Annotated in this window: 24 protein-coding genes, 1 tRNA gene and 1 other RNA gene; 5 read left to right on the top strand and 21 right to left on the bottom strand. The window is 66.9% G+C overall.

The features are described 5' to 3' along the window. Nucleotides 1-2: 2 nt before the first annotated feature. Nucleotides 3-2,066, bottom strand: a complete 2,064-nt coding sequence (dnaX, locus tag CKW06_RS05075) for a DNA polymerase III subunit gamma/tau (protein ID WP_024956126.1) — start codon at nt 2,064-2,066, stop codon at nt 3-5. A 145-nt stretch (nt 2,067-2,211) separates the two neighbouring features. On the opposite strand from dnaX, the gene CKW06_RS05070 reads away from it, so the two are divergent. Further along, nucleotides 2,212-2,304 (top strand) — tRNA-Ser (locus tag CKW06_RS05070). Between the two features lie 141 nt (nt 2,305-2,445). Here CKW06_RS05070 and CKW06_RS05065 read toward each other — a convergent pair. Next, nucleotides 2,446-2,820 carry a DUF3592 domain-containing protein gene (locus CKW06_RS05065; RefSeq protein WP_032963083.1) on the bottom strand — a complete coding sequence of 125 codons (375 nt, stop codon included), beginning with the start codon at nt 2,818-2,820 and terminating at the stop codon, nt 2,446-2,448. Nucleotides 2,821-3,194: 374 nt separating this feature from the next. Between CKW06_RS05065 and CKW06_RS05060 the strand changes: the two genes are divergently transcribed. Continuing rightward, nucleotides 3,195-3,638 carry a GNAT family N-acetyltransferase gene (locus CKW06_RS05060; protein ID WP_024956128.1) on the top strand — a complete coding sequence of 148 codons (444 nt, stop codon included), beginning with the start codon at nt 3,195-3,197 and terminating at the stop codon, nt 3,636-3,638. 56 nt (nt 3,639-3,694) lie between these two features. Here the strand turns inward: CKW06_RS05060 and CKW06_RS05055 are convergent, their stop codons facing one another. Together CKW06_RS05055 and CKW06_RS05045 are read right to left on the bottom strand one after the other, a co-directional pair. Then, complete coding sequence (locus CKW06_RS05055; RefSeq protein ID WP_038645586.1) at nt 3,695-14,599, bottom strand: autotransporter-associated beta strand repeat-containing protein; 10,905 nt, start codon at nt 14,597-14,599, stop codon at nt 3,695-3,697. Nucleotides 14,600-14,957: 358 nt separating this feature from the next. Continuing rightward, on the bottom strand, nt 14,958-15,275 hold the full coding sequence (locus CKW06_RS05045) for a DMT family transporter (RefSeq protein ID WP_005408286.1): 318 nt from the start codon (nt 15,273-15,275) through the stop codon (nt 14,958-14,960). A 300-nt stretch (nt 15,276-15,575) separates the two neighbouring features. Here CKW06_RS05045 and ffs point away from each other — a divergent pair. After that, nucleotides 15,576-15,666: signal recognition particle sRNA small type (gene ffs, locus CKW06_RS05040), an RNA gene on the top strand. Nucleotides 15,667-15,750: 84 nt separating this feature from the next. Here the strand turns inward: ffs and CKW06_RS05035 are convergent. Genes CKW06_RS05035 through CKW06_RS05025 form a run of 3 tightly spaced genes read right to left on the bottom strand, consistent with a single transcriptional unit; the run spans nt 15,751 to nt 17,653 of the window. Beyond that, on the bottom strand, nt 15,751-16,140 hold the full coding sequence (locus tag CKW06_RS05035) for a nuclear transport factor 2 family protein (protein ID WP_005408285.1): 390 nt from the start codon (nt 16,138-16,140) through the stop codon (nt 15,751-15,753). After that, the gene (locus CKW06_RS05030; protein WP_005408284.1) at nt 16,137-16,904 is read right to left on the bottom strand and encodes an MBL fold metallo-hydrolase; all 768 of its coding nucleotides are present in this window, start codon (nt 16,902-16,904) and stop codon (nt 16,137-16,139) included. The genes CKW06_RS05035 and CKW06_RS05030 overlap by 4 nt, the downstream gene beginning before the upstream one ends. After that, a complete protein-coding gene (locus CKW06_RS05025; protein WP_024958155.1) occupies nt 16,904-17,653 on the bottom strand; it encodes a 3-deoxy-D-manno-octulosonic acid kinase in 750 nt (249 codons plus the stop codon). Before CKW06_RS05025 ends, CKW06_RS05030 begins: the two co-directional genes overlap by 1 nt. A gap of 20 nt (nt 17,654-17,673) precedes the next feature. Between CKW06_RS05025 and CKW06_RS05020 the strand changes: the two genes are divergently transcribed. Continuing rightward, nucleotides 17,674-18,720, top strand: a complete 1,047-nt coding sequence (locus tag CKW06_RS05020) for a glycosyltransferase family 9 protein (RefSeq protein ID WP_012479274.1) — start codon at nt 17,674-17,676, stop codon at nt 18,718-18,720. Nucleotides 18,721-18,797: 77 nt separating this feature from the next. Here the strand turns inward: CKW06_RS05020 and CKW06_RS05015 are convergent, their stop codons facing one another. Continuing rightward, entirely contained in the window at nt 18,798-19,202 is a 405-nt protein-coding gene (locus tag CKW06_RS05015; protein ID WP_005408281.1) for a DUF6165 family protein, read from the bottom strand. Nucleotides 19,203-19,492: 290 nt separating this feature from the next. Between CKW06_RS05015 and CKW06_RS05010 the strand changes: the two genes are divergently transcribed. Beyond that, on the top strand, nt 19,493-19,942 hold the full coding sequence (locus tag CKW06_RS05010) for a hypothetical protein (protein ID WP_231910888.1): 450 nt from the start codon (nt 19,493-19,495) through the stop codon (nt 19,940-19,942). A 97-nt stretch (nt 19,943-20,039) separates the two neighbouring features. On the opposite strand, the gene CKW06_RS05005 is transcribed toward CKW06_RS05010, so the two are convergent. Genes CKW06_RS05005 through CKW06_RS04950 form a run of 13 tightly spaced genes read right to left on the bottom strand, consistent with a single transcriptional unit; the run spans nt 20,040 to nt 25,404 of the window. Then, complete coding sequence (locus CKW06_RS05005) at nt 20,040-20,396, bottom strand: Mor transcription activator family protein (RefSeq protein ID WP_152907779.1); 357 nt, start codon at nt 20,394-20,396, stop codon at nt 20,040-20,042. Beyond that, a complete protein-coding gene (locus CKW06_RS05000; RefSeq protein WP_024957586.1) occupies nt 20,393-20,857 on the bottom strand; it encodes a regulatory protein GemA in 465 nt (154 codons plus the stop codon). Before CKW06_RS05000 ends, CKW06_RS05005 begins: the two co-directional genes overlap by 4 nt. Beyond that, entirely contained in the window at nt 20,854-21,030 is a 177-nt protein-coding gene (locus CKW06_RS23480) for a hypothetical protein (RefSeq protein WP_154699832.1), read from the bottom strand. Before CKW06_RS23480 ends, CKW06_RS05000 begins: the two co-directional genes overlap by 4 nt. After that, nucleotides 21,030-21,236 carry a hypothetical protein gene (locus tag CKW06_RS04995; protein WP_024957587.1) on the bottom strand — a complete coding sequence of 69 codons (207 nt, stop codon included), beginning with the start codon at nt 21,234-21,236 and terminating at the stop codon, nt 21,030-21,032. The genes CKW06_RS23480 and CKW06_RS04995 overlap by 1 nt, the downstream gene beginning before the upstream one ends. Then, a complete protein-coding gene (locus CKW06_RS04990) occupies nt 21,229-21,597 on the bottom strand; it encodes a DUF2528 family protein (RefSeq protein ID WP_024957588.1) in 369 nt (122 codons plus the stop codon). The genes CKW06_RS04995 and CKW06_RS04990 overlap by 8 nt, the downstream gene beginning before the upstream one ends. Nucleotides 21,598-21,605: 8 nt before the next feature. Continuing rightward, nucleotides 21,606-22,511: a recombination-associated protein RdgC gene (locus CKW06_RS04985; protein WP_024957589.1), complete on the bottom strand. Its 906-nt coding sequence runs from the start codon at nt 22,509-22,511 to the stop codon at nt 21,606-21,608. After that, on the bottom strand, nt 22,498-23,190 hold the full coding sequence (locus CKW06_RS04980) for a hypothetical protein (RefSeq protein WP_024957590.1): 693 nt from the start codon (nt 23,188-23,190) through the stop codon (nt 22,498-22,500). The genes CKW06_RS04985 and CKW06_RS04980 overlap by 14 nt, the downstream gene beginning before the upstream one ends. A gap of 1 nt (nt 23,191) precedes the next feature. Continuing rightward, a complete protein-coding gene (locus tag CKW06_RS04975) occupies nt 23,192-23,803 on the bottom strand; it encodes a DUF3164 family protein (protein WP_024957591.1) in 612 nt (203 codons plus the stop codon). After that, nucleotides 23,800-24,054: a hypothetical protein gene (locus CKW06_RS04970; RefSeq protein ID WP_024957592.1), complete on the bottom strand. Its 255-nt coding sequence runs from the start codon at nt 24,052-24,054 to the stop codon at nt 23,800-23,802. Before CKW06_RS04970 ends, CKW06_RS04975 begins: the two co-directional genes overlap by 4 nt. Further along, nucleotides 24,054-24,533 carry a hypothetical protein gene (locus CKW06_RS04965; RefSeq protein ID WP_024957593.1) on the bottom strand — a complete coding sequence of 160 codons (480 nt, stop codon included), beginning with the start codon at nt 24,531-24,533 and terminating at the stop codon, nt 24,054-24,056. Before CKW06_RS04965 ends, CKW06_RS04970 begins: the two co-directional genes overlap by 1 nt. After that, complete coding sequence (locus tag CKW06_RS04960; protein ID WP_024957594.1) at nt 24,530-24,757, bottom strand: hypothetical protein; 228 nt, start codon at nt 24,755-24,757, stop codon at nt 24,530-24,532. The genes CKW06_RS04965 and CKW06_RS04960 overlap by 4 nt, the downstream gene beginning before the upstream one ends. Continuing rightward, a complete protein-coding gene (locus CKW06_RS04955; protein ID WP_024957595.1) occupies nt 24,750-25,025 on the bottom strand; it encodes a hypothetical protein in 276 nt (91 codons plus the stop codon). The genes CKW06_RS04960 and CKW06_RS04955 overlap by 8 nt, the downstream gene beginning before the upstream one ends. Continuing rightward, a complete protein-coding gene (locus CKW06_RS04950) occupies nt 25,015-25,404 on the bottom strand; it encodes a hypothetical protein (RefSeq protein WP_024957596.1) in 390 nt (129 codons plus the stop codon). Before CKW06_RS04950 ends, CKW06_RS04955 begins: the two co-directional genes overlap by 11 nt. Nucleotide 25,405: the final 1 nt, after the last annotated feature.

The raw sequence follows: 25,405 nt of genomic DNA, 5'->3' as shown, positions 1-25,405 counted from the left end.
TCTTACTCGTCAAAAGAACGGATGGAATCGGAAACAACCCGGGCACCGTGCTGTTGGATCAGCACCTGCACTTCCGGGTCGTCCATGAAAACGGCCTCTGCCACCTGCTGCCGCTCACTACGCTGGCGGTCGGCACGCTGGTGCAGAGTCTCGGCCGGAACGTGTTCGGTTTCCACGGTCTCGACCACGATCTTCGGCGCCTGGCCGAGGGCCTTCTCCAGCATCTCGCCCAGGGCGGCCAGCGCGCGCTCCGAGCGCAGGTATTCAAATCCGGGCGAAAGGCCCAGTTTCAAGGTCCCGTGCTGGCAACTGATGAAGGCAGCGTTGGCGGCCAGCTGCCGCGACGGGCCGCTCAGGCCACTGTTGGCGACCAGATCCAGCCAGTCCTCGGCGCTGGCCAGGTCGCTGACACCTTCCAGCGGCGCGTTCTCCTGCACTGGCGCCGGCTCGACCGGCGCGATGGCAATGCCTTCCGTGCGGAACGGGCGTGCGGGCGGTGCAGGCTCGCTGGGAGCCGCGACGGGAGCCGGCGGCTCATGCCAGGGCGCCACCATGGCAGCTTCCGGCCCAGCTATCTCGGCCGCCAGCGCCTCGTCACGTGCCTCGGCTTCGTCGGTGGCCCACGGCGGCAGGTCGTCGCCCGCTTCTGTTTCAACGGACGGCGGCGCCGCTGCTTCGGCCTTCACCGGCGGCGGTGACACCGGCTCTTCCACCGGAACCGGCTCGGGCTCCGGCGTCGGGTCCGGGTCCGGGTCCGGTTCGGGTTGCGGGGCCGGCTCAGGTTCGGGTTCAGGTTCGCGCGGCGCGGCCTGCACCGGAGCGGCCACCTGCGCCACCACGGCCGGGCTTGCCGAAGCGGCGGCAGTCGCCGGCGTCGCTTCGTGGGTACCCGCACCGGTGCCACCACCGGCAGCATTGCCACCCGGCGCATTGCCTGCCCCCTCCACCGACTTCGGCACCGGCGGGACCGCCGCGGGCGGGCGGAACGCCAGCATGCGCAGCACGGCCATCTCGAAGCCCGCGCGCGGGCTCGGCGCCATCGGCAGGTCACGACGGCCGTTCAAGGCCATCTGGTACCAGAGCTGCACCACTTCCGGGCGCAGGCGCTCGGCGAATGCGGCGGCATCCAGGCCTTCGGCAACGGCCGCACCCGGTACCAGCTGCTGCACCTGGATGCGGTGCAGGCCTTCGGCCAGCGCTTCCAGCACGCCACTCCAGTCCGGCGAGAATTCGGCCAGCGCGGCCACCACCTGCAGCAGGCGCGGGCCATCGCCGTCAGCCAGCGCATCGAGCATCGCCGCCACCTGGGTGCGGTCGACCGTGCCCAGCATGGTGCGTACCACGTCCTCGCGCAGTGCGCCGCCGGCATAGGCAATCGCCTGGTCCAGCAGCGACAGGCCGTCCCGCAGGCTGCCATCAGCGGCCTTGGCCAGCTGCACGATGGCACTGCCGTCGGCCTCGATCTCCTCGGCCGCCAGAATGCGGGTCATCTGGCCCTGGATCTGGTCCTCGTCCAGGCGCTTGAGGTTGAACTGCAGGCAGCGGCTGAGCACGGTGACCGGCAGCTTCTGCGGATCGGTGGTGGCCAGCAGGAACTTCACGTGCTCCGGCGGCTCTTCCAGCGTCTTCAGCAGCGCATTGAACGCCGCCTTGGACAGCATGTGCACTTCGTCGATCAGGTAGACCTTGTACTTGCCACGCGAAGGCATGTACTGCGCGTTCTCGATCACCTCGCGCACGTCGTCCACGCCGGTGTTGGACGCGGCGTCGATTTCCAGCAGGTCGATGTAGCGGCCGGCGTCGATATCCAGGCAGGCTGCACACTGGCCGCAGGGATCGGCACTGGTGCCCTGTTCGCAGTTCAGCGACTTGGCGAAGATGCGCGCGATGGTGGTCTTGCCCACGCCGCGGGTGCCGGTGAACAGGAACGCATGGTGGACCCGGCCGCTGTCCAGTGCGTTGCTGAGCGCACGGACCACGTGTTCCTGGCCCACCAGCTCGGCAAAACGCTTTGGACGCCACTTGCGGGCAAGGACGAGATAGGACATCAGGCCACCGTTTTCCATCGGATGTTCCATTGTGCCATGCCTGTCCAGCCCCCCTCGCCTCCGGCACATCTTTCGCGGGTTCCTGGCCGGGGTGCTTGTGAAGTGCCGCGCAGCCCGCTAGAATCTGCGCCCCTGCTGAGGCGTTTGCCGATGGCAGGGATCCGGAGAGGTGTCCGAGTGGTTGAAGGAGCACGCCTGGAAAGTGTGTAAGCGTCTAAACCGCGCTTCGGGGGTTCGAATCCCCCTCTCTCCGCCAGATAAATGAAGAAGCCGCCCACTGGGCGGCTTTTTTATTTGGCTGGCGGGAAGCGCGGTAGGTACTACCGAACTGAACAGGCCCTGCCGCCAGGGACAGGTCCAACGGTTCGCCCGTCGACAGCGCGCGATCCGCTGCGAGTCACCTGCGCCGGAGCAGTCCCCGCACGCAGACGCCGACGAACGCCAGCCCCAGCAGCATCCACACGACCGTCATTCCCCACAGCGCACCGAACGTATCCAGGACCGGCTCCAGGCGCGGTTGCGCCGGATCGTACAGCACGCGTACCGGCTGTCCAGGCTCATAGCCGAAGATCATGCCACCCTGCGGGTAAGAGACGTGTTGGCCGGTCGCGGTGGTGAACGCAATCTGCGGATGCGATCCGCCCGCGTTCAGGCGCTCGACCTGGCCATCGACGGCCTGCGCGATCTGCAGGAACTCAAGGCGATGCGTCACTTCGAAGGCGGCCACGGCAAGGATCAACAGCCCCACCGCGCCAAACAGCAGACCGCGCATGACCTGGGCAGTCCGGGAAAGAGAAGGGTCGGGCATCGCTGGGCAGCTCCGTTGCAGGCAGGAAGACGAATGGGGCCGGCGGATCCTGCCGCGCGGTCAGTCCCACGTGTCGAAAGCATAGCCCAAGAGCCGCCGCGCCCCGCTGCATGCCATCGCGGCCGCATGCGCCTCGCCACTGACGCACCCGCCTGGTGCAGGCGCCTGTGTTCCGCACAGTCATTCGAGGTGGGCGAAATCATCCGTGAGAAGATCGACTCCGCTCCATGTACCTTGGAGCACTTCGGCGCCCCTGCGGCCTCGTCGTGCGATACCCCCTTGAGAAGGACAACGTCTGGACGGTTGAAATGCGCCCGGGCAACGCCAAGGCATTTTCCATGAACCTCCGCCTCTACCGCCCCGCCGATGCCAGCGCCTGCCTGTCGATCTTCGACAGCAACGTACCCACATTCTTCGCGCCGGAAGAACGCGGCGACTTCGAACGCTTCCTGCGCGAACAGGCCACGGACTGTGCATTCCAGGTCATCGAACGAGATGGCAGCATCGTGGCGTGCGGCGGCCTGTCGCGACGCGGCGACGGCAGTGCCGGTTTCTGCTGGGGCATGGTACAGCGCGCGCTGCACCGCCATGGACTTGGCCGGGAACTGGCGCTGGCACGCCTGCGCCAGGCCGAAGCGGATCCCTCGATCAAGCGCATCACGCTCAGTACCAGCCAGCACACCCAGGGCTTCTATGCTGGCCTGGGCTTCCAGGTGACGCGGATCGTTTCCAATGGCCACGGCGCCGGGATCGATGCCGTGGAGATGGAGCGGAGGGTCTAGCCCTCCGCACCGCCCTGGATCCACGCAGGCGTGGATCCAACGTCGCCCCACTCTCCTCAGAAGCCCACACGCAGGTTGATCTGCCCGCCCACGTCGCGGCGGCCATCGCCGTGCTGGCCCTGCACGAACATCGACAGCTGGCTGTTGCGGCCGAGGCCCACCGCCACGCCCACCTGACTGACCAGCGCATTGCGTGCCATCACCGCGCTGTAGACGTCGAAGGCATTGCCGCCCACCGCGAAGCGGTTGCGGCTGGCCACATCGGTATCACCCGATGCATGCTGCCAGCCCAGGCCAACCGTCAGCTGCGCCGGGAAGCGCTCGCCGCTGCCCACATCCCAACGGCCGCGCACGCCCACGGTGCTGACATTGAGCGTGTCCTTGCCGCCTTCCAGCACCAGCGCAGCCGTGCCGCCCTGCTCCACCGCACGATCACTGTCGACCCAGTGCCTGGTGAACTGCACATACGGCTGCAGTTGGGTCCTGCCATGGGTCCAGGTCCAGCTACCCTCCACCTGCGCGATGGTCACATCCGAGTCCTGGCGGCTGTACAGGGTCTGGCCCAGCAGCGGCACCTCACGCGTGGTACGCGTGCGGTAGTCACCGCGCGATACGCTGCCACCGACCGCAAAGCCGTTGTTCCACTGGCCCTGCGCATACAGGCCGAACGTGTTGCCGCGCAGGCGGGCCCGCGAGCTGCGATCGTACAGGCGCGTATCCAGCCGCTCGTTGCCTGCGGCCGCACCCAGCACCACGTGTTCGCCCAGCTGCCAGTCCACGCCCGCCATCAGTGCATTGCGGTTGGAGCGGATGTCATCGCCGTTGCCGTCACCGTCCTGGCGGAACACCTTGCCGCTGCCGGCCAGCCAGGCCGAGGCACGCTCGCCACGCACGGTCGGCAGTTCGCTGCCGAGACGCTGGCGGATGCCCTCTTCCAGGTAGTTGTCGTACAGCAGCACCGCACGGCTGGCCGCATGCACCTCGCCGGACAACTGGTCGAACGCCGCACGCGCGGTACCCGCGTCATACATCAGCAGCGTGTTGTACAGGCCCAGTGCCGGACCACTCTGCGGCAGGCTGTCCAGCGCTGCAGCGGTGTTGTACTGGTTGCGCGTCTTCGCCGCCGTGGTGAATGCCGCGGTCTGCGCCACGTCGATCTGCAGGTTGGCCGTGTTGGCGGTATAGACCGGGGTGATGGTCAGGAAGGCCGACGGCGAGGTCGCCGAAGCGAACTGCCCACTCACGCCACCGCCCGCATTGACCACCGTGTACTGCTGGCCCTGCTGGTAGCTGGTACTCGGCGAAATCGTGTTCACCTGCACGGTACTGCCACCCACGTTGGCGCTGCCGCCCACCTGCACCGTGTCGCTGCCGCTGGCACCCAGATCGACGCCCAGCGTGCTGCCCGGCGACAACGTCAGGTTGCCGCCCACCGTGATCGTGCCGGTGCCATTGCCTGCACCACTGCCGTTGCCCGGGCCATTGCCCGGCGACAGCACGCCGCCGCTGGACACCGTCACGCCGCCACCCGTGCCACCGATGGTCCCGGTACCGGACAGCGTGGTACCGCTGCCGATGGTCCACTGGCCACCGATGTTGCCGGTGACATTCAGGCCACCCCCGGTGACCTGGCCGGTGCCGCTGAAGCCGCCGCTGTTGCCGCCCAGGTTCAGGCCGCCCGGGCCTGCCTGCACGATGCTGCCACCACCGCTGATGGTGCCGCCCAGCGTGGTGGTGCCGCCGGTGTTGATGACCAGGCCACCGTTGTTGGTGATATTGCCGGTGATCGAGCCGCTGGCGCCGCCATTGCCGACCTGCACGGTGCCGCCGGCATTGATGGTGGTGCCGCCGGTGTAGGTGTTGTTGCCGGTCAGGGTGACCGTTCCGGTGCCGGCCTGGGTCAGGCCACCATTGCCGCTGATGGTGCCTCCGACGGTGGTGTTGCCGCCCACGTTGAACACCAGGCTGCCGTTGTTGCTGACGTTGCCGGCGATCGCACCGCTGGCGCCGCCATTGCCGACCTGCAACGTGCCGCCGGTATTGATGGTGGTGCCACCGGTATAGGTGTTGTTGCCGCCCAGGATCAACGTGCCGCTGCCGGCCTGGGTCAGGCCACCGCTGCCGCTGATGGCGCCACCGACCGTGGTATTGCCGGCCACGTTGAACACCAGGTTGCCGTTGTTGGTGACGTTGCCACCGATCGCGCCGGTCGCACCGCCGTTGCCGACCTGCAGCGTGCCGCCTGCATTGATCGTGGTCGGCCCGGTGTAGGTGTTGTTGCCGGTCACGGTCAGAGTGCCGCTGCCGGCCTGGGTCAGGCCGCCGCTGCCACTGATGGTGCCACCCAGCGTGGTGTTGCCGGCCACGTTGGACAGCAGCGTGCCGTTGTTGGTGACATCGCCAATGATCGAGCCGGTCGCGCCGCCATTGCCCAGCTGCAGCGTGCCGCCGGCGTTGATGGTGGTACCCCCGGTGTAGGTGTTGGTGCCGGTCAGCACCAGCGACCCACTGCCCGCCTGGGTCAGGCCACCCGTACCGCTGATGGTGCCGCCCAGCTGCGTGTTGCCGGCCACGTTGGAGATCAACGCGCCATTGTTGGTGATGTCTCCAGCGATGGCGCCGGTTGCCCCGCCGTTGCCGACCTGCAGCGTACCGCCGGTATTGATCGTGGTGCCACCGGTATAGGTGTTGTTGCCGACCAGGGTCAGCACGCCGCTGCCGGCCTGGGTCAGGCCACCGCTGCCGCTGATCGCGCCACCGACCGTGGTGTTGCCGCCCACGTTGAATACCAGGCTGCCGTTGTTGGCAACGTTGCCGGTGATCGCACCGGTTGCACCGCCATTGCCCACCTGCAGGGTGCCACCGGCATTGATGGTGGTGCCGCCGGTATAGGTGTTGTTGCCGGTCAGCACCAGCGTGCCGCTGCCGGCCTGGGTCAGGCCGCCACTGCCGCTGATGGTGCCACCGAGCGTGGTGTTGCCGGCCACGTTGGACACCAGCGCGCCGTTGTTGGTGATGTCGCCGACGATCGCACCGGTCGCACCACCGTTGCCGATCTGCAGCGTGCCGCCGGCATTGATGGTGGTCCCTCCTGTGTAGGTGTTATTGCCGGTCAGCACCAGCGTGCCGCTGCCGGCCTGGGCCAGACCGCCATTGCCACTGACCACCGCACCCACGGTTGCCGTGGTGCCGAGGTTGTAGACCAGGCTGCCATTGTTGGTGATGTCGCCCAGCACCGAACCGGTGCTGCCACCGTTGCCGATCTGCAGGGTGCTGCCACCGTTGATGGTGGTACCGCCGGTATAGGTGTTGTCGCCGCTCAGGGTCAGCGTACCGGTACCTCCCTGCACCAGGCCGCCGGTGCCACTGAGGACGCCAGCGAACACGGTGCTGGCGTTGTTGCCGCCGGTAGTCAGCGTTGCGCCTCCCAGCGCCACCGTGCTGCCGGCCACACCGGCCAGGCCGCCGATGCTCTGGTTGCCACCGGCGCTGATATCCAGTGTGCCAGCACCGGCCAGGTTGACCGTGCTGGCACCGGACAGGCTGCCGCCGGCTGCTACCGCCAGCGTGCCGCTGTTGATGGTGGTGGTGCCGGTATAGCTGCTGGCACCGCCCAGGGTGACCGTCGCCGCGCCATCCTTCAGCAGGCCACCGGCACCGCTGATCGGTCCGTTCAAGGTCAGCGCGTTGCTGCCGGCCAGAGTCAGCGTGCCGCTGGCCAGCTGCACGGTGTTGGCCAGAGTCAGCGCACTGGTGCCATCCAGGCTGGCGTTGCCGCCTACGGTCAGCGCGCCGATGCCCAGCGAACCGCCGTTGCCCAGCAGCAGGCCACCGGCATTGAGGGTCACGCCGCCCGTGAAGACGTTGACGCCCGTCAAGCCCTGGATGCCTGCGCCGTTCTTTACCAGGCCACCGGCCCCTCCGATGGTGCCGGCGAAGGTGGTATTGCCCACGCCATTGAGGGTCAGCGTGCTGCCGCCCAGCGCCACGGTCGAACCCGCCACGCCTGCCAGCGAACCGATCGCCTGCGCACCACCCGCGCTGATGTCGAAGGCGGTACCGGCATTGGCCAGGTTCACCGCACCAGTCGCCGCGAGGCTGCCGCCGGCACCGATCGCCAGCGTGCCGGCGTTGATGGTGGTGCCACCGGTGAAGGTGTTGGTGCCGGTCAACGTCTGGGTGCCCGAACCTTCCTTGATCAGGCCACCGGAGCCGGCCACCGAGCCACTGAAGGTGCCATTGGCAGGGCCTCCGATCGTCAGCGTGTTGGCGCCCAGATTCACTGTACCGCTGCCGATCAGGGTACCGAACTGCTGCGTGCCGCTGCCTGCTGACAGATCGAAGGTCGCCCCCGTGGCCAGGTTGACGGTGCCTGAGGAGGCCAGGCTGGCGCCAGCACCCAGTGCCAGGGTGCCGGCGTTGATGAAAGTACCGCCGGTATAGGTGTTGGCACCATTCAAGGTCAGCGTCGCGGCACCCTCCTTGGTCAGTGAGCCGGTACCACTGAGGATGCCGTTGAGGGTGAGGTTGTTGCTGCCGAGGACGGTCAACGCGTTGTTGAGGGTGAAGTTGTTGGCGAGGGTGACCGCCGTGTTCGAATCGAGCGTCGCAGCGCCTCCGACCGTCACCGCACCGGTACCCAACGCAGCATTGTTGCCGACCACCAGGCCACCGGCGTTGAGCGCTACGCCGCCGCTGAAGGTGCTGGCGCCGTTGAGCGTCTGCACGCCTGCGCCGTTCTTGACCAGGCCGCCGTTGCCACTGATCGCACCGCTGAAGGTGCTGTCCACGGTGCCGCCCAGGGTCAGCGTGCTGCCGCCCAGCGCCACCGTACTGCCGGCGACGCCGGCCAGCGAACCGATGGCCTGGTTGCCCGCCGAAATGTCGAACGTGCCGGCACCGGCCAGGTTCACTGCGCCGGCCGCGGCGAGGCTGCCACCAGCGCCGATCGCCAGCGTGCCGCTGTTGATGGTGGTGCCACCGGTGTAGGTGTTGGCGCCGCTCAGGGTCACCGTGGCCGCACCGTCCTTGATCAGCCCGCCCGTGCCGGAGATTACGCCGCCCAGGGTCAGCGCCTGGCTGCCAAGCAGATCGAGGTTGGCACCCGATGCGAGGTTGATGCTGTTGGCCAGGCTGACGACGGTGGATGCATCCAGCGTCGCGTTGCTTCCCACCGTCAGCGCACCGCTGCCGAGCGCAGCGTTGTTGCCGACCACCAATGCGCCGCCATTGAGCGCGACGCCACCGCTGAACAGGTTGGCACCGCCCAGCGTGAGGCTGCCGGCGCCGTTCTTGACCAGGCCGCCGGTGCCGGAGATCGCGCCATCGAAGATGCTGTTGCCAACGCCGCCCAGGGTCAGTGTCTGTGCCCCCAGGCTCACCGTCGAACCCGCCACGCCGTTCAACGCCCCGATGGTCTGGTTGGCGCCGGCAGTGGAGATATCGAAGCCTGTGCCTGCCGCAGTGAGCGTCACCGCACCGGTCGCGGCCAGACTGCCGCCGGGGCCGATCGCCAGGGTACCGGCGTTGATGAAAGTGCCGCCGGTGTAGGTGTTGGCACCGGTCAGCGTCTCGATGCCGGCACCGACCTTGGTCAGGCCACCGGTGCCTGCGATCGAGCCACTGAAGGTGCCATCGGTGGCGCCGCCCACTTCGATCGAGTTGGCACCGAGGTTCACCGTACCGTTGCCGACCAGCGTGTCGAACTGCTGCGTGCCACTGCCGGCCGACAGGTCCAGCGTGGCGCCGGTGGCAAGATTGACGGTACCGCTCGCGGCCAGGCTGGCACCGGCCCCCAGCGCCAGCGTGCCGGCGTTGATGTTGGTGCCACCGGTGTAGGTGTTGGCGCCATTCAACGTCAGCGTCGCGCTGCCATTCTTGGTCAGGCTACCGGCCCCGGAAAGGACGCCGTTGAGCGTCAGTGCATTGGTCCCGATTACGGTCAGCCCGGCATTGAGCGCAATGTTGTTGGCCAGCGTTGCCAGGCCGGTGGTATCCAGCGTGGCAGCACCACCGACGATCAATGCGCCCGTGCCCAGCGCCGCATCATTGCCGAGCACCAGTCCGCCTGCATTGAGCGTCACGCCGCCACCGAAGGTATTGGCGCCGGACAAGGTCTGTACGCCCGCGCCCACCTTGACCAGGCCACCACCGCCGCTGATCACGCCATCGAACGCGGCGTTGCCGGCGGTACCGAAGGTCAACGAATTGCCGCCCAGCGTCAGCGTGCTGCCGCCCGCGCCGTTGAGCGCGCCGATGGTCTGGTTGCCGCCGGCACCGGAGATATCGAAGCCTGCGCCTGCGCCCAACGTGACATCACCGACTGCGGCGAGACTGCCACCCGTGCCCAACGCCAGCGTGCCGGCGTTGATGGTGGTACCGCCGGTGTAGGTGTTGGCACCGGACAGCGTCAACGTGGTGCCGCCATTCTTGATCAGGCTGCCATTGCCGCCTACCACGCCCGACAGCGTCAGCGCATTGCTGCCGGGCAGCGTGAGTGCGACGCCCGAGCCCAGCGTGACCGCATTGCCGAGCGTCACTGCAGTGCCTGCATCCAGCGTGGTGCTGGCATTGACCGCCAGCGCACCGGTACCGAGCGCACCATTCGCGCCGACCACCAGGCCACCACCGTTCAAGGTCAGGCCGCCACCGAAGGTGTTGGTGTTGTTGAGGGTCAGCAGGCCCGCACCATTCTTGACCAGGCTGCCGTTGCCGCTCAGCACGCCTCCGAATGCAACGTCACTGGTTCCGCCCAGGGTGAGCTGGGTGCCGGCACCGAAGTTCACCGCGTTGGCCAGATTCAATGCCACCGTGCTGTCCAGCGTGGTGGTGCCGCCAATACCCAGCGCACCGGTACCAAGCGCACCTGCATCGCCCAGTACCAACCCGCCCGCGTTGAGCGCAAGGCCACCACTGAACGTGTTTGCACCGGACAGCGTCTGCACGCCCGTGCCGGTCTTGACCAGGCCACCGGTTCCACCGATCACACCGGCAAAGCTGCCATTGCTGGCACCGCCAAAGGTCAGCGACTGCGCGCCCAGCGCCAGCTGGCTGCCCGCCACGCCATTCAACGCGCCGATGGTCTGTGCCGCACCGGCTGCGGAGATGTCCAGTGTCGCGCCCGCAACGGCAAGATTCACCGCACCGGCTGCGGCGAGACTGCCGCCTGCGCCCAGCGCCAGCGTGCCGGCGTTGATGGTGGTGCCTCCGTTGTAGGTATTGGCGCCCGACAACGTCAACCGCGCCGTGCCGTCCTTGATCAGCCCACCGGCACCGAATACCGGACCGGCCAGCGTCAGGTCATTGTTGCCCAGCACGGAAAGGTTGGCACCGGCAGCGAGACCGATGGTGTTGCCCAGCGCCAGCGCCGTTGTGGCCTCCAGCGAAGCGTTGCCGCCCACGTCCAGCTGGCCGGTACCCAGCGCCTGCGCATTGCCCAGCTGCAGCAGGCCCGCGTTGAGGCCGACGCCCCCGCTGAACGTATTGACGCCGTTCAACGCCAGCGTCGCCGTACCGTTCTTGACCAGGCTGCCAGTACCACTGATGAGACCGCCCAGCGACACGTTCTGGCTGCCCAGCAGATCCAGCGCCGCGCCCGCCCCAAGGTTGAGGTCGTTGGCGAGGTTCAGCGCTACTGAACTGTCCAGCGTGGCATTGGCGCCCACCGACAGTGCACCGGTGCCCAGTGCGCCGGCGTTCCCCAGGAACACGCCGCCGCCGTTGACGGTCAGCCCACCACCGAAGCTGTTGGCGCCGTTGAGGGTCAACGTGGTGGCACCATTCTTGACCAGCCTGCCGGCACCGGACACCACGCCACCCAGCGTGATCGCCTGCGAGCCCGGCAGCGACAGCGCGGCACCCGCGCCCAGGGACACATTGTTGGCCAGGTTCAGCGGGGCACCGCCATCGAGCGAGACGCTGCCGCCAATGCCCAATACTCCCGTACCGAGTGCGCCACTGTTGCCCAGCAGCAGACTGCCGGCGTTTGCGCTCAGTCCACCGCTGAAGGTGTTGGTACCGTTCAAGGTCAGTGTCGACGCGCCATTCTTGACCAGGCTGCCGGTGCCGGTGACGTTGCCGGCCAGGGCCAGGTTCTGGCTGCCCGGCAGGGTCAACGCCGCGCCGAGGTTGATCGCATTGCCCAGGTTCAGTGCAGCAGTGGCGTCCAGCGAACCGTTGCCACTGACGGTCAGCGCACCGCTTCCCAGCGCACCGGCGTTGCCCAGCACCAGGCCACCGGCGGCAAGATTCACCCCACCGCTGAAGGTGCTGGCGCTGGTCAGCGTCTGCACGCCGGTGCCCTGCTTGATCAGGCCACCGGTGCCGCCGATCACGCCGGCGAAGGTCTGGTTGGTGGCATCACCGAAGGTCAGCGTGCTGCTGCCCAGCGACAGGGTGCTGCCAGCCACGCCGGACAACGCACCGATGGTCTGGTTGCCACCCAGCGAGATATCCAGTGCGCTGCCAGCGCCGGCCAGGCTGACCGCGCCGGTCGCCGCCAGGCTGCCACCACTGGCCAATGACACCGTTCCGGCATTCACCGCCAGCCCACCGGTGAACGTGTTCGCGCCGCCCAGCGTCAGCGTGGAGGCGCCGTTCTTGACCAGGCTGCCGCTCCCGCCGATGACACCGCCCAGCGTCAGCGCATTCGAGCCCAGCACATCGAGCGAACCACCGGCGCCAAGCGTGATGCCATTGCCCACGGTGAGGCCGGCGCTGGCGTCGAGCGATACCGCACCGCCGACGTTCAGCGCCCCGGTTCCCAGTGCACCGCCGTTGCCCAGCACCAGGCTGCCGGCATTGAGCGCCAGACCGCCGCCGAACGTATTGGCGCCGTTGAGCGTCAGGGTTGCCGCGCCATTCTTGATCAGGCCACCAGCGCCACCGATCACGCCGTTGAATGTGAGCGCCTGGTTGCCCAGCAGATTCAGGCTGGCCCCGGCACCGAGGTTGACGGCATTGGTCAACGCCAACCCGGTCGTGCCATCCAGCGTGGCATTGCCGCCGACGGACAGCGTGCCGCTGCCCAACGCGGCCGCATTGCCCAGCAACAAGCCGCCGGCGTTGAGCGCAACACCGCCGCTGAGGTTGTTGACGCCGGACAGGGTCTGCACGCCGGTACCGAGCTTGATCAGGCCACCGGTGCCTGCGGCGAACGTGCCGCTGTAGCTGGTATTGCCCAGCCCACCCAGGGTCAGCGTGTGGCTGCCGAGATTGACCGAACCGCCGAGACCGGCCAGCGAGCCGATGGTCTGGTTGGTCGCCGCTGAAAGATCGAGGCTGGTACCAACGCCCAGCGTGATCGCACCGGTGGGCGACAGGCTGCCACCCGCGCCCAGCGCCAACGCGCCTCCGGCCAGGTTGAAACTGCCGGTCAGCGCATTGGCGCCGTTCAGGGTGAGAGTGCCGGCGCCGCTCTTGGTCAGGTCGCCGGCACCGGAGATCGAACCGTTCAATGACAACGCATTGCTGCCCAGCAGGTTCAGCGAGCCCCCGCCATTGATCACCAGATTGTTGCCCAGGGTGAAGCCCGCCGTCGTATCCAGCGAAGCGCTGCCACCGACGGTCAGGTTGCCGCTGCCCAGCGCGCCCGCATTGCCCAGCAGCAGGCCGCCGGCATTGAGGTTGACGCCGCCACTGAACAGATTGGCGCCGCCCAGTGTCACCACACCGGTATTGGTGACGGTGAGACCGCCAGCACCCGAGAGCACACCGCTCAAGCCGAAGCCCTGCGCGCCGCCCAGGGTCAACCCACCATTGAGACTGAAATTGTTGCCCAGCGACAGGCCTGCACCACTGGCCGCGATCGCACCGCCGTTGACGGTGAACAGGCCGCTGCCAAACGCGAGGTTGTTGTTGAAGTTGACCAGACCGTCATTGAGCGTCAAGGATCCGGTCCCAGCCCAGCCACCCAGCAGGTTCCATGTACCGCTGTTGATGGTCAGCCTCTGGAAATTGAGGTACTCGTTCCAGTCCACGGACGTCGGCGCCCCGCCGGTACCCGACCCCGGCCCCGTGGCACTGTTCTGCAGCACCAGGGCGTTGTTGGCCGCACCGCTTCCGGTACCGGCGTCGACCTTTCCCGCAGCGGCGACTTTTACGCCGGTCACACCGCCTCCGGTTATCACGCCGCCAGGGGTGAGGGTGCTACTGGAGACACTGGATCCGGCCACAGCAGTGAAGGTGTTGCCGTTGCTCGAGTCCCCCAGATGCACGCTGCCATTGACGGTTCCCGCATTGAGGAAGGTGTTTCCCGTCGCGGCTAACGAGGCTCCCAGGCCGACCCGCCCGTCGATGGTGCCGGTGTTGGTCACATTGGCTGCCCCGCCACCATAGGTCACCACCGTGGTCGCGTCGGACACACTACCAACGCCGATCAACGACGTGCTGATCAGACCGGCGTTGTTGATGGTGGTGGTGCCATTGACATTCTGGGCCACCAGCGCCTGGCCACCAAACCCCAGCAGCGTTGCGATGTTGACGACACCCTTTATCTGCCCGCCGGCATTGTTGTTGACGACGATCGCGCTGTTGTTGGCCGAACCATTGCCGACGACCAGGCCGGGCGAGGCGAGGATGATCGAGCTCGGATCGATCGTGCCACTGTTGTTGACCGTCACGTTGTCGCCGCTCAACGTCGCTGCATTACCGCCGCCTACAACCGGAGGCGTGCGTAGCGTGGCTCCTGCCAGGACATTCAGCGTGATGCCGGAAGTCCCGTTGCTGTAGTTGTTGACCGTAGTGCCGGGGTCGCAGGTAACGACTGCGCCCACCGTGTTGCACGCTGCGAGCGCCGATCCACTGGCCAGCGTGGCCGCCAGTGCCACCGCCAGCTGATGCGCCCGCAATCGCGGCACCCGCCCTGCGCTGACCGCGCTTCCGCCGGGATTCCGGGCGACCTCCGAAGCAACCTGCATTACCCCAAGGGCACGATTGAAAACCAGACGGTAAATGCGGTTCATCGGTAAATCTCCATGAAAAGACCGGATGGCACAGCTGGCAGGTTTTTTGGAGACAATGCGGCCCACCCCGGCTCCCGATGCGGAAACAAGGTTCGAAGGCATTAACTCCTGAAAATCTTCACATCTTCACGCCGTCGCACCCGGCGACAGGTACGACAGCGTGTCCCTCAAGGCGAAAACTCCCCGGTTTCGCCCGACGAATGGCGGCACTGTGCGACCGTCGGTGCCAGCGACATGTGAATCACGCTCGTTATTTTCATGACGTACGTCAAATAAAACGGGCGGACAAAATGGTCTTGCCGAAAATGCATATATCTGCTGGAAGCGGAGATTCCTTTCCCCGCCATAAGTAAATCATTCAGCTGCTCGAGAGTTTCATCAGCACCAGGCCGGAAACGATCAGCACCGCTGCACCGATCCGCATCGGGCTGACCTGCTCGCCGAGGAACACGATGCCAACCACGAAGGCACCGACCGCGCCGATGCCGGTCCAGATCGTATAGGCGGTGCCCAGCGGCAGGCTGCGCATGGCCACCGCCAGCAACCAGAAGCTGGCGATCATGCCGACGATCGTGACCACGGTGGGGGTGAGCTTGGTGAAGCCTTCGGACTGCTTCATGGACACGGCCCAGACGATTTCCAGCAGGCCGGCGAACAACAGATAGATCCAGGCCATGACGGCCCTCCTCTTGGTAGGGCCAGGCCGTCCTGGTCTTTGATTCCCGATGTGGGGGAGGCCGTTCCTCCTGGCCGGCATTCTAGCAACGGCGGGTAGCCCGGGCCGCCATGGGCGGGAACGGGTTACAGCGGATTCAGCGCGTGAAGCTGGCGTCGATGCACCTGCCTGCGCTAGACTACGCGTCTGCCATCGGCCAGCCGATGCGCAGTCCGGCTGTGGTCTCTGGCGCATCGCGCGCTGCTTCCCCTGGTCCGTGAACTGGCTGCCCTCCGGGCGGCCGACGTCTCTATGGTGGCCCCGTCGGCCCCTCGCGACGCTAGGTCGAAAACCCCGCCAGGGCCGGAAGGCAGCAACGGTATCGACCGACGCGGGCGCCGAGGTCAGCCGGCGGGGCCATCGCCTTTTCCGGCGACGCCCCGCCCCTGGCAGGTGCCACCCTTGGTTGGCGCCCTTCGCCGGACATGGCCCGGTCCTACCGTGCCTCGGGCGTGCCCTGGTGGAACAGCATGCGCCATCCATCCCCGTGCCGGCGCCACAGCGAGCTGCGCAGCACCCAGCCTTGCGGCTGGCCGTCGAGGTAATGGCGGCTGCGATAACGCACCTGGGCCAGACCGTCGGCCAGCAACCACACCGCGTACTGTTCCGATTCGATCAGCACCTGCGCGCGCTCCAACGGGATCTCCTGCAAGGCTGCATCACGGCCGTAGCATTGCCCGGAACTGCCGATCTCGCTGAAATCCTCGTCCAGCAATGCGTCAAGGCGCTCAGGATCGGCCCGCACCGCAGGCGCATGCAGCGCGCGCTCCAGCACCTCCAGCTCGGCGGCCAGCGCCGCGTCGGCGGGCTGGCCGGCACCGCTCACGGCGGATCCTGCGCCAGCACGTGCGGTGCAGTCGGGGTTGCCAGCGGCACGCACTGCCCCGGCTGCGCCACGCGGTGGCCGCGCGCGGCCAGCGCCACACCATCAGCCACGCTGGCGTAGTGGTAGAGCATCATCCGCGCCTGCAGTTCCGCGCTGTACTCGCGCTCCAGGTCGTCCACACCGGTATGCGACGGATTGCCGTGCAGGCCGCAGTCGTGGGCGATCAGTTCGTTGTCATTGGCGAAGCGGGCCAGCATCTCCGGAATCGGCCGGGTATCACCACTCCAGGTCAGCGCGCCCTGCAGGCGCAGGCCGTAGGCCGTCTCCGGCCAGTGGTGGCGTACCGGGAATACTTCCAGGCGCACGCCCTCGTGCCAGAACGCCTCGCCCACCACGATCAACTGGAACGCATCCCAGAAGTTGGCACCGCCCTCGGCCAGCACGTTCGGGTAGTCACCGATGCGCTTGTGCAGCAGCGGCACCACGGTGGCAGGCACATACAGGCGCACCTTGCCGCGGCGCTGCGTGCTGAAGAAGGTATCGACGAACAGCCGCTCGAAACCGGCCACGTGATCCAGGTGCACATGGGTGACGAACAGTGCCTGCGGCATGTGCCCATAGTGCGCCTTGAACGCGGTCAGGCCTTCGCCGCCGCAGTCGATCGTCAGCCATGGCCGCCCGTCCCGCTCGATCACCGACATCGGCGACCCCAGCTCGACCGCCGACGCGTTGCCGACGCCGAGGAAACGCAACGACCAGCCCATCAGGTGCCCCGGTTCCAGGCCATGTCATAGGCGCGCCTCAGCCGCGCGTAGTCCTTCTGCACGTCCTCCACGCTGCGCTCGCCGCGCAGCTTGATCAGCGAGCGCAGCAGGCGCTTGAGGTTGCGTTCGCGCCAGGCGGTGGCCGGAATGCGGATCACCCCACGGTCGAAGTCGATCAGCCAGCCATGGCCGTTGCCATCGAACAGGATGTTGTGCGCGTTGAGGTCGGCATGGTCCAGGCCGGCACGGTGGAAGCGGGCGATCAGCCGCCCGGTCTCTTCCCAGGGCGCGCCCCGTCCGGCGACCAGCGCACGGTCGGCCAGCGAGCGCACGCCCTCGATCCGCTCCATCAGGATTGCCGCCCGGTAGCGCAGGCCTTCGCGCATGTAGTACGCGGCGATCGGCCGGGGCACCGGCAGCTTCTTCTCGCGCAGGGCGCGCATCAGGCGGAATTCGGCAAAGCTCCGGGTCCGGTCCGAGCCACGCCAGAGGTACTGGTCATGGCTGATCTTCGCTGCCAGGCCGCCGCGCAGGTAGTGGCGCAGCACGCTGGCGCCGAACGGCGCATCGATGAACCAGGCGCTGCCGCGGCCGCCGTCGCCGACCGGCCGGGCCTTGCTGCCCCAGTGCTGGGGCGAGAACAGGCCAACCTCGGCTTGCCGCAGCCGCTCGCGGTCGAACAGAATGGCCCCGATGCCGCGACCCTCGCGGCATGGCGTCAGCGCTTCATTGGCGTCGAATGCGACCATTTCATTGAGTCTAACAACACATGGCATCAGCGTCCTCCTCCTTGTGCCTCCTGCGCCTGTCCGCACTCGGCGATGTCACCCACGTGGTGCCCCTGGTGCGCACCCTGCAGGCTGCGCGTCCGGACACGCCGATCCACTGGATCATCGACAAGGTCGGCCACAAACTGCTCGATGGCCTGCCCGGCGTCACTTTCCACGCCTACGACAAGAAGAGCGGCATGGCAGGGGTCAAGGAGCTGCGCAAACAGCTGCCACCGGGGCGTTTTGAAGCGCTGCTGCAGATGCAGGTGGCGTTCCGCGCCAACCTGCTGTCGGCGTTCATTCCCGCCGAGCGCCGCATCGGCTACGACCGCAGCCGTTCCAAGGACCTGCACGGGCTCTTCATCAACGAGCGCATTCCAGACCGCCCCGGCGTCCATGTGCTGGATGCCATCGGCAGCTTCTGCGAGCCGCTGGGCCTGCGCCAGACCGAGGTCAGCTGGGACCTGGCCGTGCCCCAGTCCGCATATGACTGGGCCGCTGCGCAATGGCAGGACGATGGGCGCCCGGTGCTGATGATCTCGCCCTGTTCCAGCCACGTGCGCCGCAACTGGTATGCAGACCGCTATGCAGCCGTGGCCAACCACGCCGCGCAGCGTGGTTGGCAGGTGGTGCTGTGCGGTGGCCGCAGCGAACTGGAGCGCAGCATGGCCGATGCCATCCAGGCACAACTGCTCACGCCGGCGCTGGACCTGGTCGGGAAGGACACCTTGAAGCAGCTGCCTGCCCTGCTTGCCCGCGCCAACCTGGTGATGACTCCGGACTCGGGCCCGATGCACATCGCCAACGCGATGGGCGCCAAGGTGCTGGGCCTGCATGCGGCCAGCAACCCGAACCGCAGCGGACCGTACTCGGACCGCCGCTACTGCGTGGACCGCTACGACGACGCCGCACGCAAGTACCTGGCCAAGCAGGCTGCCGATCTGAAATGGGGCACCAAGATCGAGTTCGACGATGTGATGGAACTGATCACTGTCGAAGACGGCATCGCGGCTTTCGAGCGTTACGTGGCCGATCATCTGGGGTGATGGGCCGGCCGGGCGTTGGCCTGCGCCCTGCGGTTTCATCCACGCGTGACGTGGCCCCCCCCTTTTGGCCGCCGGGATTACGCGCGCTGCGCGTAATCCTGGTAGGACTTCTCTTCCACGTACGCCGAGCCCAGCGCCAGGTTGATCGCCTTCTTGATGCGCGCACGCTCGTCGTTGCGCAGGTAGACGCTGCGCGCCAGGTCGACGAAGCCCTGGTCGAACGCCTGCGCCTTTTCCTTCAGGCGGATGTCGTCCTCGATGTCCCACAGCTGCTCGTTGACCGCCTTCAGCTCGGCACGCAGCTTGGCGATGTCCTTCACCGCCGCCGGGTGCGCCATCCAGGTCTGCTCCAGCGCCGACAGCTCCCTGCGCACGTTGGCCAGCTTGCCCTCGTCGCTGATGCGCTCGGACTTGATCTGCAGGATCGAGATCTTGTCCAGCAGCTCGCCGAAGGACACGGGGACAAGGATTTCAGCGCTCATGGGGGAAGGCTCCAGCAGGTGATGCATACATGGTAACCCGCGCGGCGCAAACGCTGCGCCCCGTCGCCTGCATGGTCAGCCGAGCGCGATGACTGGGGGAGATCCCCCCGCAGCTGCGTTAGCGGTCTGGAGAGGCGGCCTGTCGCCTCCTCGCCCGGCCAGTCCAACGGCCGAGCGCGCGCGACCCGCCCTGCCCAGGCTGCAACGTGTTGAAACCACGCCGCATCAGCGTGTTCATGCAGCGAAAAAGGGGCGGCAACCGCACTTCACTCCTTTCCGTGGAACTCCGCATGCATCGATATCCCGCCCTCCCCACCCGTCGCGCCACCGTCCTCGGCAGTGCCCTTGTTGCACTTCTCGGCATCGCTGCCGCGCCGCAGGCCCATGCCAGTGCCTTCCATGTGAATGGAGACACGCTCTACTACACCGGCAACGTGCTGGCGACCGATCCGCAGACGCTGGAGGCCTACATCCTGGCCGCGCAGGCCCGTGGTACGCCGCTGCGCCAGGTGGTGTTCCGCAACTCGCCGGGCGGGGCCGCCTCCGGTGGCGTGGGCATGGGCGCCATCATCCGCCAGCATGGGCTGGATACCGTGCTGGACGGCGGCTGCTACTCGGCCTGCGCCGACGCCTTCGTTGCCGGCGTGAAGCGCAAGGTCACGCAGTTCGGCCTGCTGCCAGCGCACGGCAACTACACGGAGACGGTGCTGGGCATCCATGGCGAATCTGTTCAGGGGTGAGATATATCAGGGGGGGCTGCGAGATATCTAGCCGGAAGACCCCGGAAGAAAGCTGGCAATGGCGGATCGAGATGGAAAGCCATTGCGCCTGGTGCAATCAGGGCGCTGTGCGGAACAGACTCATCTGATTGAGGTTACGATCCCGGAAGTTCGCCCTGGCGAGCAGCTTGCGGATCCCTTGCTCAGACATTCTGTATCGCTTCGCCAAGCCCGGAACTGTAGCCCCATTGCGGTGGGCGTCCAGTATCTCACGCTCGCGTGGGCTGAGCTTGAATGAGGCGTCCTGGGGAAAGTAGATGGTCTGGCCGCCCCAGTCTTCGGCCAAGGTGTCCGCCACCGCCGCGCCGATCTGCTCTGCGAAGTCGTCGCCGAGGCCGAGCGCACGCGCAGCCGTAGCCGCCGCCGAAGCGGCATTGGCCAAGAGCTCGTTGCGGCGGGCCTCCATCGACTTCATGCCGAAGGGGCCTCCCGCCGGGCGCGGCGATTGGCATCGATCTGAAGAGCGGCAATCACTTTGGACAACTGATCCGGGTTGCACCATTCCAGGCGTCCTACCTTGAACATGTGGCGGGCCACCGAATGGGCATATTCCCACTCACGCCCAGAATCAGCCAGCAGGGCTTCGATCTTGGACAGCTGCGGGGACAGGTCGCCCTTGGGCCGGCCGGCCCAGCGCTTGGCCGCATACGCTGCCTTGGCGGGGATGCCACCCAGGCGGCGCAGTTCGTTGGCGATCGCATCGAGCTGCCGGCGATCGCACTTGCCGGCGCTTCGCTGGGCGGGTCCGTGCTCCTTGGAGACGCGCTCAACCAGGTCACGGTAGACGTCCTCGGAGAGGCCGAGTTTCTTGGCGCCGGCGTGGATCGCGGCCAGCACCCGGTTACGGCCGTCGCCGGCCTTGCGAGCGCGCGTCATGCCTTGCTCCTTGCGCCCTGACCGGCCCGGAGGGCGGTCTGCCATGCCGGCACTTCCTGACCCGCATGGTCCAGCAACCGCAGCAGCCCTTCGCGCACGCCAGGCACGATACGGCCACCGTCCTTCAGGACGGCGGCTACCTGGGACTTCTTCGTCAGCGGATCACGGCGCATCAGCGGCCCCTTTCTTGGCTGTCGTTCAGGTCCTTCTTTGGCTCAACGTAGTGCGGCATGTTGTCGTAGCCGCAGTCGTTGCACTCCCAGCCCGTGTCCAGGCCGGGCGATCCGCAACGCAGGCAGCGCTGGTCGTCGTCATCGACGCCGCCGAGATGCAGTTGCTTATAGGCACGCCCTGCGTCGTCGTACACGGCCTCATCCATGAGACACCTCCACTTCCTCGACCTGCATGAGGCAGGAATCGAGATCGGGCCGGTCGTCCCAATCGACCAAGCGGATGCCGTGGGGCGACGGCCAGCCCTCCAGCTGATCGAACTCACGCTGCATACCCTCGGTCGAGTAGCTGGAGTTCACGTCCAGCACCCACCCCATGAACTCGGCACCCGCCATCTTGATGACGGCCAGTACCGCGTCGCCGTCGGCTTCTCCAAGGCGCTCATCGGCACCGGTCCAGAACTTGTTGATTTCCGTCGCCAGCTTCGGCGTCAAGATGTTGTGGTCGATCTCAAGCTGTACCTGGCCTTCGCCCCAGTCACGTTCAATCTTGTAGCGCTTGATGGTCATGCCGGGCCTCACGGGTTCGTTGAAAGGTGGAAGGCTTGTTCCAGCACCAGGAATAGGCGGCGAATCTCGCCGCTCTGCAGGGCAAAGCGGGCGTCGAACTCGGCGCGATGGCTATCGGCGTCGGCCTGCTCGAGCTGGGAGAGCGCGCCGTCCAGGAACTTCAGCTTGCGCACCACCAGGTCATCGCCCAGCTCGAAGGACAGCGCGTCCTCCAGCACCAGGGCCAGCTTGGTGACCTGCTTGCCGGCATCCAGGTGCTTGTCGATTTCGTCGCTGCGCAGTTCCTGGTCGCTGCAGCGCACCTTGGCGCCACCCTCGACCGGATCGCGGAGTTCCGCCGATTCACCGAGGGACAGGCCATCCGGCAGCGGCTCGCCTGCGATCCAGCCGGTCAGGATCGAGCGCGGTGCCACCTGAGCATTCAGCGGTATTGCCGGGAAGCTGCCCAGCAGGCCACGGATATCGGACACGAAGGCCTCGCCCACCTTGCGGCTGGAGGTATCCACGGCCACATAGCCGTGGGTCAGGTCCAGGATCGCGTCGTGGCGAGTGTTCTTGACGAAGGCCTTGGGCAGCAGCTCGTGCAAGATGTCGTCCTTCATGCGTTTGCGCTCACGGCCACCCGGTCGACGCCCCTGTTCCTGTTCCATGACCTGAAGACGACTCTCCAGCGCACGGTTGACCACCGCGCTGGGCAGAATCTTGTCCTCGCCACCCACCGTCAGCCAGAGGAAGTCGCCCTGTCGGCACGACAGGCGCTCCTGCTCCTCGCGGCCGAAGGGGGAAATGAAGCCGCGCGAGTTCATTTCGAGCGGTCCAACCGGCTTCAGAACGCCGTACGGCAGCAAGGATTCGACCTCGGAGAAGTCGGTGCTGGTCGGAAAGCGGAACAGCACCAGGTTACGTACGAACATGGTCATTCTCCGAGGGATTGATGGAGTAACGGCCCTGCCACACCACCACCGGCGGATGGAGCAATAGCTTGAGAATGACGTCGAGGGCCGCTTCCGCCTGTGCTTCACACTTCTCGGCCATGCCATGCCCCACCTGGCGAGCGATGGCCGCGGCTACGTTCTGCTTTGTCTGCGGGTCGCGCAGGCCACAGATGAAGTCGAGTCCGTCCATTCGCCGGATCGCCTCGGCCGTGGTCGCAGCCATCGCGCCCATCGCCTGCTGAGCGCAGGGACCACACATGGGCGACTCGGGCGCACCGGTGGGCATGTCGCAGTTGACGCAGGCATGACGCGGCCCGGTGGTGGCCACCTCGGGGTCGGTGCGTTCTTCGAAGTGCAGCAGCGCCGGCTGGGAGATGTGGCGCTTCAGGCGCCAGGGCAGTGCGTCTCCGCGCGCCTCGATGTACCGCACTGCCTGACGGATGGCATAGCGGGCGGCGGTCGCGTCTTCGCCCTGGATGTTGCCGCAGGTGACATCGAAGAAGCGCAGCCCGTCCAGCTTCACGGCGGGCGCGTGGATCTCCACGTCGGCCCGTGCTGCCCGGTCGGCGATCTCCACGGCCAGGGCCAGGGTGCTGGCATTCAGTGCACCGCGAACGCCGTCGAAGCGGAAGGTGCAGGTGTCTCGGATCTTCGGCATGTCAGACTCCGGCCACGTCGAGGGAAATCGGCTGGTACTGGCCACGTGCGTCGCGCTCGTAGAACCGCACGTAGGTCTTGCTGCCCACCACCGTCACCGCATCACTGATCGCGGTCATTGCCCGCTGCCAGCGGGGGTCATCGAACTGCAGCCGGCGAAGTGACAGCACCTCTGCAGTCTTGATGCTGCCGTCCTGGCCCACCTTGAAGGCGCTGTTGACCAGGGTGCGCAGCTCGGCGCGCGAGCCTTCGGTCCAGTCGTTGAGGCACTCATCGATCAGTGCCTTGGCGGCCTGCAGGCGCTCATCGAACTGGATGGTGTCCTGGCAGGCGCGCAGGATCTTGAAGCGGCCATCGTAGGAATACAGGCTGACGTTGCCCTTGTCGCCGCCGATCTTGGCGCCGTACTGCTCGCCGCTGAGCTGCACGAACGCGCCGATATCGGCGAACGTGTCCGCCTTGAAGGTGCGCAGTGCTTCGCGCAGTTCCAGGGCGCGCTGGATCTTCTCCTGCACCAGTTGGTCACGCGCCAGATCGATCGGCTTGATCTGTGCCTCGGGCACCAGCCGACCGTTACGGTCCTCGCGGTAGCCTTCGGGAATGGATGGGGTCATTGGGCGCCTCCTTGGGCGGCGGGGGTGACAAACGGTTGAGTGGGCCGAAGGACATCGGGGACGCCTTCGACATGGATAGGGCTGGTGGCGGTGAACCAGTCGGCGCGCCAGCGGCGGGCCGCATCCAGCGAGATGCCCAGCAGGCCGGAAATGCGCTGCGGAGTGAGGTGGCGCGGATTCTGCGTACGGGCCCACAGCGCAAAGCGCATCGCGCGCAGGTGGTCGTAGCGCTGGCGGCCGGTGCGTGCCATCACTCCACCCCACCGAAGATGCGATCGAAGTGGTTATGCAGCGAATCGACCAGGCGACCACCGAGGTAAGGCGGCAGCTCGCCTTCCAGATCCTCCTGGGACTGACACACGGTGCCGATGGAGGGCGTCAGCGGGCCTTTGTCGAAGGCGGGACCTTCGTAACCGCCAGCAGCAGATCGGGCCTTCTGCGCCCCTGTCATACCCGGCCGGGTACCGCGCACACGCTGTGCCTGCGCGGCCGCCAACGCCGCCTGGTCGATCTTCCAGTCGGGGTTGAGGCGATAGTCGCGGGTCAGCCCCTCGCCAACGCGCAGGATCATCCCGCATCCCAAGGCCGCGGAGACTGCGTTGGACACACGCCAGCGGGATCGGAAGCCGTGCTCCATCACCCGGTCGATCAGATCCGCAGAACGGACCACGCTGGTGCCCAGTGACAGGGCGATGGCGTGCTGCATTGCGACGCTGGGGATGGCGCTCATGGCTGAACGACCTGCGGTTGAGTGATGCCGGCTTCCGTACGCGTCAGCACGATGACCGGTGCAGGGCTGGGCGTGGTGCGAGCGACCACGCAAACCACCGCGCGATGCTTGCCGTCGACCTTGCTGCGGGCCTGGGCGTCTTCGATCGCCCTGTCCGAGTCGGTGAAGGTGTCGCCACCCACCCACTCAGCAGGGACCACCAGGAACTGGCCGCGCTCAGCCATGAGCCACCTCCCGCAGCACCGGAGGACGCTGGGTCCACTCCAGCTGCACGCCCTGGTACTCGGCGGCCATCACGCGGTCCTGGCCGCCGCTGCCGTTGGGCTGGCGGCGCTTGAGGTGGCCACCCACCATCGTGGGAGGGCGGTCCAGAATCAGCACCGCGCGACGGCCATTGCTGTGCAGGCCCAAGATCTCGATGCCGCTGTTCTCCAGCTCGCGGGCAGTGTTCGCGGCGGCATACAGCACATCGGAGTTACGTTCATGGTTCATGGTTGGATTCCTCGTCGGTAGCGGGCTTGTCCAGCCCGAGTTGTCCGTACAGATCCGGGAGCGCAACGCGCTTCATCGCGCTGACCTGCTCCAGGGAGGTCATGGCGCGCCCGACCAGGAAGGTGCAGGCGCGGTCCAGTTCGGCCGCACTGGCGGCAAGGTGGTAGCCGTGAGCCGGGTGGGCGCAGATCGGGTGCCCCTCGCGCCGCAGCTGCTCGATGATCTGGCGCAGGCGGCGCTCGTCGGCGGTGCTGGTACGTGAGGTGATCTGCTGCACCAGGTCGCGGGCGGTGATGCCGTTGACGGCGCCGCGACGGCCCTGCAACTGCAAAAGCACCGTCTGTGGGGACAGCTCTTGCGGTAGCAGGGCTAGCTGCATG

This window comes from Stenotrophomonas maltophilia, assembly GCF_900186865.1.
Lineage (GTDB): Bacteria > Pseudomonadota > Gammaproteobacteria > Xanthomonadales > Xanthomonadaceae > Stenotrophomonas > Stenotrophomonas maltophilia.
The sequence above is the reverse complement of the archived record's forward strand: the minus strand, read 5'-3'. Positions and strand labels throughout refer to the sequence as shown.

What these genes read in the sequence shown, in the direction of transcription:
- dnaX (WP_024956126.1), bottom strand. Translation starts at nt 2,066, where the DNA reads ATGGAAAACGGTGGCCTGATGTCCTATCTCGTCCTTGCCCGCAAGTGG.
- CKW06_RS05065 (WP_032963083.1), bottom strand. Translation starts at nt 2,820, where the DNA reads ATGCGCGGTCTGCTGTTTGGCGCGGTGGGGCTGTTGATCCTTGCCGTG.
- CKW06_RS05060 (WP_024956128.1), top strand. Translation starts at nt 3,195, where the DNA reads ATGAACCTCCGCCTCTACCGCCCCGCCGATGCCAGCGCCTGCCTGTCG.
- CKW06_RS05055 (WP_038645586.1), bottom strand. Translation starts at nt 14,599, where the DNA reads ATGAACCGCATTTACCGTCTGGTTTTCAATCGTGCCCTTGGGGTAATG.
- CKW06_RS05045 (WP_005408286.1), bottom strand. Translation starts at nt 15,275, where the DNA reads ATGGCCTGGATCTATCTGTTGTTCGCCGGCCTGCTGGAAATCGTCTGG.
- CKW06_RS05030 (WP_005408284.1), bottom strand. Translation starts at nt 16,904, where the DNA reads ATGGGCTGGTCGTTGCGTTTCCTCGGCGTCGGCAACGCGTCGGCGGTC.
- CKW06_RS05025 (WP_024958155.1), bottom strand. Translation starts at nt 17,653, where the DNA reads ATGGTCGCATTCGACGCCAATGAAGCGCTGACGCCATGCCGCGAGGGT.
- CKW06_RS05020 (WP_012479274.1), top strand. Translation starts at nt 17,674, where the DNA reads ATGGCATCAGCGTCCTCCTCCTTGTGCCTCCTGCGCCTGTCCGCACTC.
- CKW06_RS05015 (WP_005408281.1), bottom strand. Translation starts at nt 19,202, where the DNA reads ATGAGCGCTGAAATCCTTGTCCCCGTGTCCTTCGGCGAGCTGCTGGAC.
- CKW06_RS05010 (WP_231910888.1), top strand. Translation starts at nt 19,493, where the DNA reads ATGCATCGATATCCCGCCCTCCCCACCCGTCGCGCCACCGTCCTCGGC.
- CKW06_RS05005 (WP_152907779.1), bottom strand. Translation starts at nt 20,396, where the DNA reads ATGAAGTCGATGGAGGCCCGCCGCAACGAGCTCTTGGCCAATGCCGCT.
- CKW06_RS05000 (WP_024957586.1), bottom strand. Translation starts at nt 20,857, where the DNA reads ATGACGCGCGCTCGCAAGGCCGGCGACGGCCGTAACCGGGTGCTGGCC.
- CKW06_RS23480 (WP_154699832.1), bottom strand. Translation starts at nt 21,030, where the DNA reads ATGCGCCGTGATCCGCTGACGAAGAAGTCCCAGGTAGCCGCCGTCCTG.
- CKW06_RS04995 (WP_024957587.1), bottom strand. Translation starts at nt 21,236, where the DNA reads ATGGATGAGGCCGTGTACGACGACGCAGGGCGTGCCTATAAGCAACTG.
- CKW06_RS04990 (WP_024957588.1), bottom strand. Translation starts at nt 21,597, where the DNA reads ATGACCATCAAGCGCTACAAGATTGAACGTGACTGGGGCGAAGGCCAG.
- CKW06_RS04985 (WP_024957589.1), bottom strand. Translation starts at nt 22,511, where the DNA reads ATGTTCGTACGTAACCTGGTGCTGTTCCGCTTTCCGACCAGCACCGAC.
- CKW06_RS04980 (WP_024957590.1), bottom strand. Translation starts at nt 23,190, where the DNA reads ATGCCGAAGATCCGAGACACCTGCACCTTCCGCTTCGACGGCGTTCGC.
- CKW06_RS04975 (WP_024957591.1), bottom strand. Translation starts at nt 23,803, where the DNA reads ATGACCCCATCCATTCCCGAAGGCTACCGCGAGGACCGTAACGGTCGG.
- CKW06_RS04970 (WP_024957592.1), bottom strand. Translation starts at nt 24,054, where the DNA reads ATGGCACGCACCGGCCGCCAGCGCTACGACCACCTGCGCGCGATGCGC.
- CKW06_RS04965 (WP_024957593.1), bottom strand. Translation starts at nt 24,533, where the DNA reads ATGAGCGCCATCCCCAGCGTCGCAATGCAGCACGCCATCGCCCTGTCA.
- CKW06_RS04960 (WP_024957594.1), bottom strand. Translation starts at nt 24,757, where the DNA reads ATGGCTGAGCGCGGCCAGTTCCTGGTGGTCCCTGCTGAGTGGGTGGGT.
- CKW06_RS04955 (WP_024957595.1), bottom strand. Translation starts at nt 25,025, where the DNA reads ATGAACCATGAACGTAACTCCGATGTGCTGTATGCCGCCGCGAACACT.
- CKW06_RS04950 (WP_024957596.1), bottom strand. Translation starts at nt 25,404, where the DNA reads ATGCAGCTAGCCCTGCTACCGCAAGAGCTGTCCCCACAGACGGTGCTT.